Source organism: Neorhizobium phenanthreniclasticum (genome assembly GCF_040066075.1).
Classification (GTDB): Bacteria; Pseudomonadota; Alphaproteobacteria; order Rhizobiales; family Rhizobiaceae; genus Neorhizobium; species Neorhizobium petrolearium.
In genome coordinates, this window is the sequence record NZ_JBEAAL010000003.1 from 69,212 (window position 1) to 84,170 (window position 14,959).

Annotated in this window: 3 protein-coding genes and 1 pseudogene; 3 read left to right on the forward strand and 1 reads right to left on the reverse strand. The window is 59.5% G+C overall.

Features of this window, described 5'->3' with window-relative positions; translation table 11 throughout:
* Nucleotides 1-995 precede the first annotated feature (995 nt).
* Nucleotides 996-8,381: pseudogene (locus ABK249_RS06495) on the forward strand (GH36-type glycosyl hydrolase domain-containing protein); the annotation flags it as partial.
* An 84-nt stretch (nt 8,382-8,465) separates the two neighbouring features.
* Here ABK249_RS06495 and ABK249_RS06500 read toward each other — a convergent pair.
* Entirely contained in the window at nt 8,466-10,235 is a 1,770-nt protein-coding gene (locus ABK249_RS06500) for a glucan ABC transporter ATP-binding protein/ permease (protein WP_037156559.1), read from the reverse strand.
* 302 nt (nt 10,236-10,537) lie between these two features.
* On the opposite strand from ABK249_RS06500, the gene ABK249_RS06505 reads away from it, so the two are divergent.
* Both ABK249_RS06505 and pyc read left to right on the forward strand, forming a co-directional pair.
* Complete coding sequence (locus ABK249_RS06505) at nt 10,538-11,278, forward strand: LuxR family transcriptional regulator (RefSeq protein ID WP_037156561.1); 741 nt, start codon at nt 10,538-10,540, stop codon at nt 11,276-11,278.
* Between the two features lie 134 nt (nt 11,279-11,412).
* The gene (gene pyc, locus ABK249_RS06510; protein WP_348862476.1) at nt 11,413-14,874 is read left to right on the forward strand and encodes a pyruvate carboxylase; all 3,462 of its coding nucleotides are present in this window, start codon (nt 11,413-11,415) and stop codon (nt 14,872-14,874) included.
* The last annotated feature ends 85 nt before the right edge of the window (nt 14,875-14,959 follow it).

A 14,959-nucleotide genomic window follows, 5' to 3' on the forward strand; every position in this document is an offset into this window, starting at 1 on the left:
TCGGGCGGGAGGGGACGTCCGGCCTGCCCGGCTTCGCGGGATTCGATTTCTTTCAACGTCTCAAGGAGAATGAGAAGGAGATCTTCCGGGTCTATCGGGCGGCCGCTGTCGATGTGGATGCCGGCGCGACAATTACGCCGGCTGCGGAATGGCTGCTCGACAACTACTACATCGTCGAGGAAGCGATTCAGGAAGTCCGCCGCGATTTTCCGCGCAAATTCTACCGCCAGCTTCCGACGATGACGGTTGCCGGCGAGGAAATGCCGCGTGTTCTGGCGCTTGCCTGGCTGTATGTCGCCCACACGCACAGCAGCTTGTCCCATGACGGGCTCGGGGCGATGGTCGAAGGCTTCCAGCTCAACGAGCCGCTTCAGATCGGCGAGCTCTGGGCGTTGCCCTCTTTCACACGTTTTGTCCTGATCGAGAACCTTCGCCGCATCGCTACGCGCGTCGACCGCTCTCGCAACATGCGCCGTCGCGCGAATGAAGTTGCCGACGAGATTATCCGTCTCAACGACGAGACCGCGAGCGCCGGGTTGCTCAAGGGCGTTGAAGATCTGACGAACGACAACACCTTCACTACTCAGTTTCTCTATCGCTTGCGCAACGCATCTCAGACGTCCGGCTTCGCGATCGCCTGGCTGGAGCAGCGGCTGGAGCAGGCCGGCACCGATACCGAAGAAGTGATGCTCGCCGAGCAGAATCGCCTTTCGTCCGGCAACGTGACGATGGGTAACATCATCAAGAGCTTGCGCGAGATCGACGATACGGAATGGAGCGTATGGTTCGAGGAAGTCTCGCAGATCGACAGGATCTTCCGCGAGCGCACGGACTATCAAGCTCTCGATTTCGGATCGCGCAACGCTTATCGAAACCGCATCGAACAGGTCGCCCGCCGCTCTCGTAGAAGCGAAGCGGAAGTGGCGGAAGTGGCGATCCGTTTGGCTGAAGAGGCGGCTGCCCAGGAAAATGCCGATCCGCGCGAAACCAATATCGGCGCTTTCGTCGTGGGCCGCCGGCTGAAGGAACTGGAAGCGGCGGTCGGTTACAAACCGCTCTTGGTCCAGCAGATCGTGCGTCTCGTCCGTCGCCTCAACTGGTTCGCCATCGCCGGGCCTGTCATTTTCCTGACGGTATTGGCAATGGCGATCGCCGGCTGGTTCCTCGTGCAGGCGGACATGCCGCTGCCGGTCGTTTTCTTCTTCTTGCTGATGTTTGCATTGCCGGCTTCCGAAGGTGTGACGGGCCTTTTCAATACACTCGTCACTTACGTGGTAAGGCCGGCGCGGCTCGTTGGTTACGAATTCAAGGAAGGCATTCCGGAGGAGGCGAAGACGCTTGTCGTGGTGCCCTGCCTGATTTCGGACCGCGATACGGTCGACGAACTCGTTCGCAACCTTGAAGTCCACTATCTCGCCAATCCGCACGGCGAGATCTATTTCGCGCTCTTGAGCGACTGGCGCGACGGCAAGTTTGAGGAAACAGACGCTGACCTGGAAATTCTCGATTATGCCAAGCGCGAGGTCGCTGCGCTTGCCGCCAAATATGCCCGTGACGGTAAAACACGCTTCTACCTCTTGCACCGCCGCCGCCTTTTCAACCCAAACGAGGGCGCCTGGATGGGGTGGGAGCGCAAGCGCGGCAAGCTGCACGAACTGAACCTTCTGCTCCGCGGCGATCGCGATACCACCTATCTTCCGGGCGCCAACATCGTGCCGGAAGGCATCCAGTATGTCATGACGCTCGATGCCGACACGCGCCTGATGCGCGACGCGGTGACGAAACTCGTCGGCAAGATGCATCATCCAATCAATCGACCAGTGCTCGATCCGAAGTCGAACCGCGTGATCCACGGCTATGGTCTCATGCAGCCACGCGTGACGCCTTCGCTAACGACCGGCAAGGAAGCCTCGGTCTTCCAGCGTGTCTTTTCGGTCGGACGCGGTCTCGATCCTTATGTCTTCACCGTCTCCGATGTCTATCAGGACCTCACCGGCGAGGGTAGCTTCACCGGCAAGGGCCTGTACCATGTCGATGCTTTCGAGGCTTCGCTCAAGGGACGGATCGACGAGAACTCGGTGCTTTCGCACGACCTCCTCGAAGGTTCCTTTGCACGTTGCGCGCTGGTGACTGACGTGGAACTGGTCGAGGACTTCCCGATCCGTTACGAGGTCGAAGTCTCCCGCCAGCATCGCTGGGCCCGTGGCGATTGGCAGCTTCTACCGTATATTCTTGATCCGAAGCGCGGCGTCACGGCGCTTGGCCGCTGGAAGATGATCGATAACCTGCGCCGCTCGCTCACGCCAATTGCCTGGTTCTTCGCTTCCGTACTTGGTTGGTATTTCATGGATCCGCTTGGCGCGCTGATCTGGCAGATCCTGCTGATCTTCTCGCTGTTCGTCGCTCCGACCTTGTCACTGGTTACCGGCCTTCTGCCGCATTCCACAGACATCGTCCCCAGAGCGCATTTCTACTCCGTCTGGTCAGATATCCGCTCCGCCAATGCGCAGGTTGCGCTTCGCGTCGTCTTCATTGCGGATGCCGCCTGCATCATGACGGATGCGATCACCCGCTCTCTCTATCGCCTGTTCTTCAGCCGCAAGCTGATGCTGGAATGGCGAACCGCTGCTTCAATCCAGTCGAGTGCGCAAGGCAGCCCGCAGGACTACTACAAAGCGATGTGGCATGCTCCGGCGATTGCGGTCCTCAGCATCATCCTCTCGGCAATTCCCGGCGACAATGCTTTCCTCGTCGGCATCCCGTTTGCCGTACTCTGGATCTTCTCGCCGCTCGTCGCCTGGTATGTGAGCCAATCGGCGGAAACGGAAGACCGTCTCTTTGTGCCGGAACCGGTGTCGGTTGAACTGCGCAAGATCGCCCGCCGCACCTGGCGCTACTTCGAAGCGTTCGTCACGCTCGAGCAGAACTATCTGCCGCCGGACAATTTCCAGGAGAAACCGGATCCGATCATCGCCAAGCGCACGTCGCCTACCAATATCGGCGTCTATCTGCTGTCGACGATTTCGGCGCGGAATTTCGGCTGGATCAGCTTTACCGACACGATCGAGCGCATCGAGCAGACTATTTCCAGCATAGAGAGAATGGACAAGTTCCGCGGCCATCTCTTCAACTGGTATCACACCGACACGCTGAAACCGCTCGGCCCCCGCTACGTCTCGTCGGTCGACAGCGGCAACCTCGCCGGTCATCTGATTGCAATCTCGTCGGCTTGCCGTATCTGGTCTGAGGCGCCGTCTGCGCACCTTCAGGGCAATCTCGACGGTATCGGGGATGTCGCGGGCATTCTCGCCGAAACGCTGAAGGCACTGCCGGACGACCGCAAAACCGTTCGTCCGTTGCGTCGTCGCCTCGAGGAGCGCATTGCCGGCTTCGGCAATGCGCTTGCCGCCGTTAAGCGTGAACACGAATTTGCCTCGATTCGCATCATCAATCTGGCAGTGCTCGCGCGCGATATCCAGAAGCTTGCGACCAATCTCGACCATGAAGTGCGTTCGACGCAAAGCGAGGAGGTCACCCGCTGGGCTGCATCGCTCGTCAATATCTGCGAGGTGCATATCGCCGATAGTGTCTTCGACAATGCCAATATCGAATCGTTGCGCGAGCGGTTGATCGCCTTGCGGGACCGCACCCGCAATCTTGCCTTCTCGATGGACTTCAGCTTCCTGTTCCGTAAGGAACGCCGGCTGCTGTCGATCGGTTATCGTGTCGAAACCAACGAGCTGGACGAAGCCTGCTACGACTTGCTGGCATCTGAATGCCGCCTCACCAGCCTTTTTGCGATCGCCAAGGGCGACATCCCGACCGAACACTGGTATCGCCTCGGCCGCCAGGTCGTGCCGATCGGCGCACAGGGTGCGCTCGTTTCGTGGTCCGGCTCGATGTTCGAATATCTGATGCCGCCGCTCGTCATGCAGGAGCGTCAGGGCGGCATTCTGAACCAGACGAACAATCTGGTGGTCAAGGAGCAGATGAATCACGGCAAGCGTCTCGGAACGCCCTGGGGTATTTCCGAAGCGGCTTTTAATGCCCGCGACCATCAGTTCAACTACCAGTACACGAATTTCGGGGTCCCGACCCTTGGTCTCAAGCGCGGTCTTGGGCAGAATGCGGTGATCGCGCCTTACGCGTCGATCCTTGCTAGCCAATATGATCCCATCGCGGCCGCGGAAAATCTGGAAGAGCTGCGCTCGCTCGGCGCACTTGGCATGTTCGGCTTCCACGATGCGGTCGATTTCACCCCGACCCGGGTGCCGGAAGGCCAGCGTTGCGCAGTGGTCTACAACTACTATGCCCATCATCACGGCATGTCGATCGCAGCGATTGCCAACGTCGTCATGAACGGTCTGTTGCGCGAGCTCTTCCATTCCGATCCGGTGATCGAAGCGGCCGAACTGCTTCTGCAGGAAAAGGCGCCGCGTGACATACCGGTCATGAGCGCCAAGCATGAGGAGACCCCCGGAAAGGGCCAGGGCGAACTGCTGCGCCCGGAAATCCGCACCATCAACAATCCGGCCTCCAAGGAGCGTGAACTGGTGCTTCTGTCGAACGGCCATTACTCGGTCATGCTCACGGCCACCGGCTCCGGTTATTCCCGCTGGAACGGCATGTCGGTCGCCCGCTGGAAACCCGACCCGACGGAAGACCGCTGGGGGCAGTTCCTGTTCCTGCGCGATACCACGACCGGTGACTGGTGGTCCGCGACCACCGAGCCGCGACGTGCGGAAGGCGAGCAGACGAAAGTCATCTTCAGCGATGAACGCGCCGAGTTCCACAAGACGATCGGCGACCTGACGAGCATCGTCGAATGTATCGTCGCAACGGAACACGATGCGGAGGGGCGCCGCTTGACGCTGCTCAACATGGGGACCGAGGATCGTTTCATCGAGGTAACCTCCTACCTCGAGCCCGTACTGGCGGCAGAAGATGACGACAATGCTCATCCGGTCTTCTCGCGCATGTTCGTCCGCACCGAGATCGGCAAGCGTGGCGACGTGATCCGCGCCTGGCGCAACAAGCGCAACCCGAATGATCCGGATATGATCATCGCGCATCTGGCGGCCGACAATGCAGGCTCGGCGCGTCCCACCGAATTCGAAACGGATCGCCGGAAGTTCCTGGGCCGCGGTCGTACGCTTTCGGAGGCTGCCGCATTCGATGACGGTGCGACACTCTCCGGCACCGACGGTTTCACGCTCGATCCGATCCTCTCGTTGCGCCGGGTCGTTCGCGTACCAGCCGGAAAGAAGGTAAGCGTCATATTCTGGACGATCGCCGCACCGAAGCGCGACGAACTCGACCAGGCAATCGAACGTTACCGTCATCCGGATGCGTTTCAGACCGAACTCACCCAGGCCTGGACACGCACGCAGGTACAGATGCGCCATCTCGGCGTATCGTCCCAGGATGCTGCGGCCTTCCAGCATCTGGCGCGCTATCTCATCTATCCGGACATGCAGCTTCGCGCTGATCAGTCAACGATCCAGGCCGGCATGCAACCGCAGTCGTCGCTCTGGCCGTCCTCCGTCTCGGGTGATTTCCCGATCTTCACGCTACGCATCAATGACGACAACGACATGGCGGTCGCCAAGGAAGCGATGAGCGCACAGGAATACCTGCGGTCACGCGGCGTGGTCTCGGACCTCGTGATCTTCAATGAGCGTGCCGCGTCCTACGCGCAGGAAATGCAGCATGCGATCGAATATCTCTCCGAAACCGCCCGTCGGCTCGGTCAGCAGGAAGGCCAGCGTCAGCACGTCTTTTCGCTTCGACGCGACATCATGGAGGAGGAGGGATCGGAGAGCCTGATCGCCGCTTCTCGCGTAGTCCTTCATGCACGCAACGGCAAAATCAGCGACCAGCTCAATCGCGCTGCCTCTATCTTTGCGCCGCCGAAGGATCAAGAGGTCGAGATCGATCGTCGCCCGCTGTCGAAGGGCGAGATCTTCCAGGCTCCGGCAGAGATCGGGACAGCCGCCGATCTGGACTTCTGGAACGGCTACGGCGGCTTCTCGAAGGATGGCAGCGAATATGTCGTCCGCCTGTACGGTGGTCAGGCTACGCCTCAGCCGTGGATCAACGTTATCTCCAACGAGAAGTTCGGTTTCCATATCTCGGCGGAAGGAGCAGGCTTCACCTGGGCGCAGAATTCCCGCGACTACCAGTTGACGCCGTGGTCGAACGACATGGTCATCAATCGGCCCGGCGAAGCGTTCTACGTTGCCGACCGGGACAGCGGTGCCATCCTCACGCCATTTGCCGCTCTGTCGCGCAAGCCGGAAGTCAAGTTTGAGGCTCGCCATGGTCTCGGCTATTCGGTCTTCACCTCCGAGGATGACGGCCTGAGGCTGGAACTGATGCAGACGGTCGATCGCACACGTCCGGCCAAGCTGTCGTCGTTCTTCCTGCGCAATATTGGCTCCGAGACCCGTAAGCTGCGAGTTTACGGTTATGCGGAATGGCTGCTCGGCAGTAATCCGGCGCGATCGATTCCGTTCATCCTGTCGAGCCGCGACGAGGAAACAGGAGCGCTCTTCGCGACCAATCCCTACAGCATCGATTATCGCCGTTTTGCTTTCATGGCGATGAAGGAGATGCCGTCCGGCTTCACGGCCAGCCGCCGTGAATTCATCGGCAGGTTCGGTTCGGTGCAGTTGCCGGCGGCGGTTACGTCCGCTTCAGCGCTCAACGGCTCGCTTGATCTAGACGGCGATCCGTGCGCGGCGCTTTGCTGCGATATAGAGCTCGCGCCGGGCGAGGAAAAGAAGCTCACCTTCTTCCTCGGGGACGCGGATACGAAAGAGGATGCACAGGCGCTTGTCGCTGAACTGCGCAACGAAGAGTTCGATGCGGCTCTCAAGACAAATCGCGACTTCTGGAAGGGGTTCACCGGGCGTCTCAAGATATCGACGCCGGATAAGTCGCTCGACAACATGGTCAATCACTGGCTGCCCTATCAGGCATTCGGTTGCCGCATCCTGGCTCGTACGGCCTTCTATCAGGCATCTGGAGCCTTCGGTTTCCGTGATCAATTGCAGGATACGCTGGCCTTCTTGGTGCATGAGCCGTCGCTTGCCCGCCGCCAGATCGTCAATGCGGCCTCGCGGCAGTTCAAGGAAGGCGATGTGCAGCACTGGTGGCTGCCAAATTCCGGCGCCGGTGTCCGCACGATGATTTCCGACGACGTGGTCTGGCTGGCTTATGCGGCGCATCAGTATGTCGCGGCGACGGGCGACAAGTCGCTGCTGGAGGAAGAACTGGCTTATCTTGAAGGTCCGCTTCTGGAAAAGCACAAGCATGATGCTTTCTTCAAACCGGAGATTTCGTCCGAGACGGCGAGCCTCTACGAACATGCAGCGAGAGGGCTTGACCTTGCGATCGCCCGCACTGGCGACAACGGCCTGCCTCTGATCCTCGGAGGCGACTGGAACGACGGTATGAACAGAGTTGGGGTCGGCGGCCGTGGCGTGAGTGTCTGGCTTGGCTGGTTCCTTGCAAGTGCTCTGCGGAACTTCCTGCCCTACGCGCAGGAGCGGAACGACCGTCAGCGTGTCGAGCGATGGACGGCCCATCTTGGAGGCCTGAGGCAAGCTCTGGAGAAGGCCGGCTGGGACGGTAGCTATTATCGTCGCGGCTATTTCGACGATGGGTCTCCGCTCGGTTCCGGCTCCAGCGATGAATGCCGTATCGATTCACTCGCCCAGTCCTGGAGTGTCCTTTCCGGCGAGGGCGATCCGGATCGTGCCCGCCAAGCCATGAATGCGGTGCTCGACAAGCTGGTCGACGAGGAAGCGGGCATCATCCGCCTCTTCACGCCGCCGTTTCAGGATACCCGCAAGGATCCAGGCTATATCCGCGCATATCCGCCGGGCGTCCGGGAGAATGGCGGCCAGTATACCCATGCGGCAATCTGGGTTGTGCTTGCTCTGGCGGCGCAGAAGCGTGGCGACGATGCCTGGAAGTGCTTCCAGATCCTCAATCCGATCAACCATGCGCTCGACCGCTCCGCAGCAGAGACCTACCGCGTGGAGCCTTATGTGATATCGGCCGATGTCTATGGTCATGGGCCGTACACCGGGCGAGGCGGCTGGAGCTGGTACACAGGCTCGGCCGGCTGGCTCTATCGCGCGGCGGTTGAAGGTATTCTTGGCCTTCGGCGCCAAGGAGATAGGCTCTTTGTCGACCCGGTCCTGCCGACCGGCTGGAACGGCTTTACCGCCGAACTTACGATCGACGACGTGGTTCACAAGATTGAGGTCGAAAACGGCAAGGTGACTGTCGACGGCAAGGCGGTGAACGAAACGGAAGGTTTTCTCTTGGGCACATCCGCTGCCAGGAAATTGTCAGAGCCGGCTCATAGCTAATACCTGCCGGTAAGAATCAACCAAAGAAAACCCGCCGCCAAACAAATGGCGGCGGGTTTTCTCTTGGTAGTCGGGAAGATCAGATCAGGCGGGTTGCGCGACTGCTCCGGCCTCATTCCTGGTATCGTCGTCAGTCAGGATGCCGCTGGCTTTGAGCAGCGAAGCGAAACGCCCGCCACTCTGGCTGAGCTCATCGTAGCTGCCCATCTCGATGATGCGACCATTGTCGAGGAAGATCACCTTGTTGGCATCCCGGATGGTCGACAGCCTGTGGGCAATGATAAAGGTCGTCCGGTCCTTGCGCAGCCGATCGATCGCTGCCTTTACACGGGCCTCGGTTTCCACATCGAGCGCGCTGGTCGCTTCGTCAAGGACCAGGATCGGTGCGTTCTTGAGGATGGCACGTGCAATAGCGATGCGCTGACGCTCGCCACCGGAGAGACGGTTGCCGCGCTCGCCGACCGATGTGTCGTAACCGCTGAGCCGGCTTTCGATGAAGTCGGTTGCGGCTGCTGCCTCGGCCGCCTTGGCAATTTCCTCCTCGGTCGCACCCTCGCGGCCGAGACGGATATTCTCACTGATCGAACGGTTCAGGAGGCCGGCATCCTGAAAGACGGTAGCGATCGATTGACGCAGCGATTTGCGCGTCACGGTGCCGATATCCGTGCTGTCGATGAGGATCTTGCCCTCCTGAGGATCGTAGACCCGTTGCAGGAGATTGATGAGAGTCGTTTTGCCGGCGCCGGTTGGGCCGACAATCGCAACTGTTTCTCCGGCCTTGGCAATAAAGGAGATATCATGCACCCCCTGCTTCGTGTTTGAAAAGCCGAAGGAGACATTGCGGAATTCCACTTCGCCCCGCACCGCGTCGAGTTCGCGGGCATCGGCCGGCTCGGCGCGTTCTTCGACCGAATCTTCAAGGGCGAAGAAGTCTTCGAGCTTGGCACGCGCCTCGAAAATCTGGGTGGCAAACTGGCGCAGCAGATCGAGGCGACCGATCAGGAGGTTCGCAAAACCGATAAAGGCCACGACATCGCCAACCCGCAATTCGCCCCGCTGTACCAGGAGAGTCCCTATGACGAGGATAACGCCCATGGATACGGTCGAAGCCGTGCGGTTCAGCGCGCTCGCAAGCGCCCACCAATCGAGCACCGGATATTGGGCGGCGAGCAGATCCTTGGTGTAGCCTCTGAGAGCCTTGGTCTCAGCCTCGATGCGATTGTAGCTATGCAGTACCGAAACATTGCTGATCGAATCGCTCACATGCGAAAAGACTGTGTGATAATGGTTTTCGACGGAAGCTTGTCCTTCCTTGGTGCGGTTCATCACCGTCACGCCGATGATCCAGTAGAGCACGCTCAGGACCAGCAATACGATGCTGAGCCGCCAATCCATCGAGATCGCCGTAGGGACGAGGAGGATAAGTGCTACCGCCGTCGCGAGATGGGTGCGCATGAATTCGAGCCAGAGGCCGAACAGGCTCTCTGCTGCCCGAAGAAGAGTGTGTAGTGCGTTGGATGTACCGCGCTGATGATGCCAGGAAAGCGGCATGGATATGATTCGCCCGAAGGCTTCCGTCAGCAGTGACGCCCTGCGGCCATGGGCAAGCCTGTCCGCCTCCCGGGCGACCAAGACGTAGGCAACGGTGTTGAAGACGCCGAATCCCGCCCAAAGCGTGAGCACCGGCGCCACCGGACCGCCGGATGAAATGGCATCGATGATCCGGCCGAAGAGAATTGGTTCGGCAATGGTGATGACGGCAAGCACGATGTTTGCGATGACGACCGCGGTTACCCGCCACCGGTTCTTCGCCAGATATTTGAGAGCTCGTGCATAAACCTGGAACAGCGTCAAATGGCGAAACCTCTTGATATGAAGCCGCCATCGCGGCCGGCACTTGAAACTTAAAGATCGGAAAAGGCAATTCCGCGACGGAGATAATGTCCTTCTGCCAGAAATGTTTCATAAAGAGCAAGGCTTCGCGTCATCGACGGCCCCGTCGGGTTGCCGGCTTCCCTCACGAAACCGTCAAGGGCTAGATTTCGCGGTGTACCTTCAATGAATGATAACTATGCTAATCGATTATGTACGAGGGAATTTATAGAAATTTAACGTGAACCAAAAGACGCCAAGAATGGGCATATCAGGGGGCGGTTTTGAATATTCAACTGATTGTGCAACTCTTGGTACTTGTTGGGGAAGTCAAGACAGAGGCGGAATTAACGGCTGAACTCGAATCCCTGCTGAAGGCTTATGGCTTTGAATATTACAGCGTGCTCGTCCAGCCTCGACCCAATCAGGACCCTGCGCGTGTGGCGCTGGCCAGCCGCTGGCCAGCGGGCTGGCCGGAAATCTATGCTGGTCGCAAATACGTTCTCGTGGATCCGGCGATCCGAATGCTCAGCATCGCGCAGAGGTCCATCCGCTGGCGTGACGCCGTCTTCGCGCTCAGGAACGACCCCCATAAGCAGCGCATGCAGCGGATGATGCAGGAAGGGATCCGTTACGGTCTGCAGGATGGCTACATCTTTCCCGTATATGGCCGCAATGGATTGCTTGGCTATATGACGGTCGGAGGTCGGCCCGTCGATCTTTCGCCGGCCGAAATGGCACTTTTTGATGCGGCCGCCAAAAAGGTGTTCTGGCGTTTTATGGAGCTGCGCGGCCAGGCCGAAGAACTGGAAACCGTTGCAAATGTGGATACGCAGCTCACGCGACGCGAAATGGAAGTCATCGGTCTGCTTGCAGATGGCCTGACTTCCAACGAGATTGCTAGGTCGCTCGATATTTCAAGCCATACGGTAGACTGGTACATCAACGGTCTGCAGGAGAAATTGAGGGCGAAGAATCGGCAGCATGTGGTCGCTTCCGCCTTTCGTTTGGGCCTTGTCATCTGAGCGCACCAGCGCCTTGAAACCATCTGGCACAAATTTGACATCCGGCATCCGTTCAAATTGCGCTTGCCTGATTAAGGCGATATGACTTTCTTTGCAGTGCAGCATTTTTCTCGATGGCACGTGGGAGGTCCGTTTTGCCGATTTCGAAAATTCTCGTTGCCAACCGCTCTGAAATTGCCATCCGCGTCTTCCGGGCCGCTAATGAGTTGGGCATCAAAACGGTTGCGATCTGGGCGGAGGAGGACAAGCTCTCGCTGCATCGCTTCAAGGCTGATGAAAGTTACCAGGTCGGCCGCGGCCCACATCTTGACCGCGATCTGGGGCCAATCGAGAGCTACCTATCGATTCCTGAGATTATCCGCGTCGCGAAGCTTTCCGGTGCCGATGCCATTCACCCAGGTTATGGCCTGCTGTCCGAAAGCCCTGAATTCGTCGAGGCCTGCAATGCTGCGGGCATCACGTTCATAGGGCCAACCGCCGAGACGATGCGGCAGCTCGGCAACAAGGTTGCCGCCCGCAATCTTGCGATTTCCGTTGGCGTGCCGGTGGTTCCGGCAACCGAGCCGCTGCCCGACGACATGGCCGAAGTGGCGAAGATGGCCGCGCAGATCGGCTATCCGGTGATGCTGAAGGCGTCCTGGGGTGGTGGCGGGCGCGGCATGCGCGTCATCCGCTCCGAAGCGGATCTCGCCAAAGAAGTAACGGAAGCCAAGCGCGAGGCCAAGGCTGCCTTCGGCAAGGACGAGGTCTATCTCGAAAAACTCGTCGAACATGCCCGCCATGTCGAGAGCCAGATACTCGGCGATACACATGGCAATGCCGTGCATCTCTTCGAGCGTGACTGTTCGATCCAGCGCCGTAATCAGAAGGTCGTGGAGCGGGCTCCGGCGCCTTATCTCACGGATGCCCAGCGCCGGGAGCTGGCGGACTATTCACTGAAGATTGCCAGGGCGACGAATTATATCGGCGCCGGCACGGTCGAGTATCTGATGGATGCCGATACCGGCAAATTCTACTTCATCGAAGTGAATCCCCGCATCCAGGTGGAACATACGGTGACTGAGGTCGTCACCGGCATAGATATCGTCAAGGCCCAGATCCACATCCTCGAAGGGGCGGCGATCGGCACGCCTGAATCGGGTGTCCCGTCACAAGAAAACATCCGTCTCAATGGCCATGCGCTGCAATGCCGTATCACCACGGAGGATCCGGAGCACAACTTCATTCCGGATTACGGCCGCATCACCGCCTATCGCTCGGCAGCCGGCTTCGGCATTCGCCTCGATGGCGGGACGGCCTATTCCGGCGCGATCATCACCCGCTACTATGATCCGCTGCTCGTCAAGGTGACGGCATGGGGCGCTTCGCCCGGAGAGGCGATCAGCCGTATGGATCGGGCGCTGCGCGAATTCCGTATCCGCGGGGTTGCGACCAATCTGACCTTCCTCGAAGCGATCATCGGCCATCCGAAGTTCCGCGACAATTCCTATACGACACGCTTCATCGACACGACGCCGGAGCTCTTTGAGCAGGTGAGGCGGGCCGATCGCGCCACCAAACTGCTCACCTATCTTGCCGACGTCACCGTCAACGGCCACCCCGAGACCAAGGGTCGGCCCATGCCTTCTGAGCAGGCCGCAAAGCCGATCGTGCCTTACATTAACGGGCCTGTTCCCGACGGAACCAAGCAGCTTCTCGACAATCTCGGTCCAAAGAAATTCGCCGAATGGATGCGCAATGAAAAGCGCGCCCTTGTGACGGACACAACCATGCGCGACGGACACCAGTCGCTGCTTGCCACCCGCATGCGGACCTATGACATCGCGCATATTGCCGGTGTCTATGCACGCGCGCTGCCGAACCTCTTTTCGCTGGAATGCTGGGGTGGTGCGACCTTCGATGTTTCCATGCGCTTCCTGACGGAAGATCCATGGGAGCGCCTGGCGCTCATACGTGAGGGAGCGCCGAACCTGTTGCTGCAGATGCTGCTGCGTGGGGCCAACGGCGTCGGCTACAAGAACTATCCGGACAATGTCGTGAAATATTTCGTCCGGCAGGCCGCGAAGGGCGGAATCGATCTCTTCCGCGTCTTCGACTGCCTGAATTGGGTCGAGAACATGCGCGTTTCCATGGACGCGGTCCAGGAAGAGAACAAGCTGTGCGAGGCGGCGATCTGCTATACCGGGGACCTCCTGAACTCTGCACGCCCGAAATACGATCTCAAGTATTATGTCGCGTTGGCTGAGGAACTGGAGAAGGCCGGTGCCCATATCATCGCGCTCAAGGACATGGCTGGTCTCCTGAAACCCGCTGCGGCACGTGTGCTCTTCAAGGCGCTGCGCGAGGCGACTTCTCTGCCGATCCATTTCCATACGCATGACACGTCCGGCATATCGGCGGCGACGGTTCTTGCCGCAGTGGAGGCAGGCGTCGATGCGGTCGATGCGGCCATGGATGCCTTGTCCGGAAACACGTCGCAGCCCTGCCTCGGCTCGATCGTCGAGGCGCTTGCCGGGTCCGAGCGCGATCCGGGTCTTGATCCGGAATGGATCCGCCGCATCTCCTTCTATTGGGAGGCGGTGCGGGCCCAGTATGCCGCCTTCGAGAGCGACCTCAAGGGGCCGGCTTCCGAAGTCTATCTGCACGAGATGCCGGGTGGCCAGTTCACCAATCTCAAGGAACAGGCCCGTTCGCTCGGCCTCGACACCAAGTGGCACAGGGTGGCGCAGGCATACGCGGACGCCAACCGGATGTTCGGCGATATTGTCAAGGTAACACCGTCTTCCAAGGTGGTGGGCGACATGGCGCTGATGATGGTCAGCCAGGACCTCACTGTTGCAGATGTCGAGAACCCGGACAGGGACATAGCCTTCCCGGACTCGGTCGTTTCGATGCTGAAGGGTGACCTCGGTCAGCCGCCGGGCGGTTGGCCGAAGGCATTGCAGAAGAAGGCGCTCAAGGGAGAGAAGCCCTATACGGTGCGGCCGGGCTCTCTGCTGCCGGACGCCGATCTTGATGCCGAGCGCAAGACGATCGAGGATAAGCTCGGACGCGAAATTGATGATTTCGAGTTCTCATCCTATCTCATGTATCCCAAGGTCTTCACCGACTTCGCCATGGCGGTTGAGACATACGGCCCCGTCTCGGTTCTGCCGACGCCCGCCTACTTTTATGGTCTGAAGGACGGAGAGGAACTGTTCGCGGATATTGAAAGGGGCAAGACACTGGTCGTCGTCAATCAGGCAATCAGCCAGACCGACGCACAGGGCATGGTGACGGTGTTCTTCGAACTCAACGGGCAACCGCGCCGCATCAAGGTGCCGGACCGGGCGCATGGTGCTTCAGGGGCCGCGGTTCGTCGCAAGGCCGAGGTCGGCAATGCCACCCATCTCGGTGCGCCCATGCCGGGTGTACTCTCCCGCGTCTTCGTGTCGGCCGGTCAGGCTGTGAAGGCGGGCGATGTTTTGCTTTCCATCGAAGCAATGAAGATGGAAACCGCCTTGCATGCGGAAAAGGACGGCACAATCGCCGAGGTGCTGGTAAAGGCCGGCGACCAGATCGACGCCAAGGACCTCCTGATCGTCTACGGCGGCTGATCTCCAGTCGTCTCCGTGGCTTCTTAGTCAAGGCCACGAACCGCTCGCGCAATCAACCGTGGGGGGCGACGAGTTGCGGGTTTCT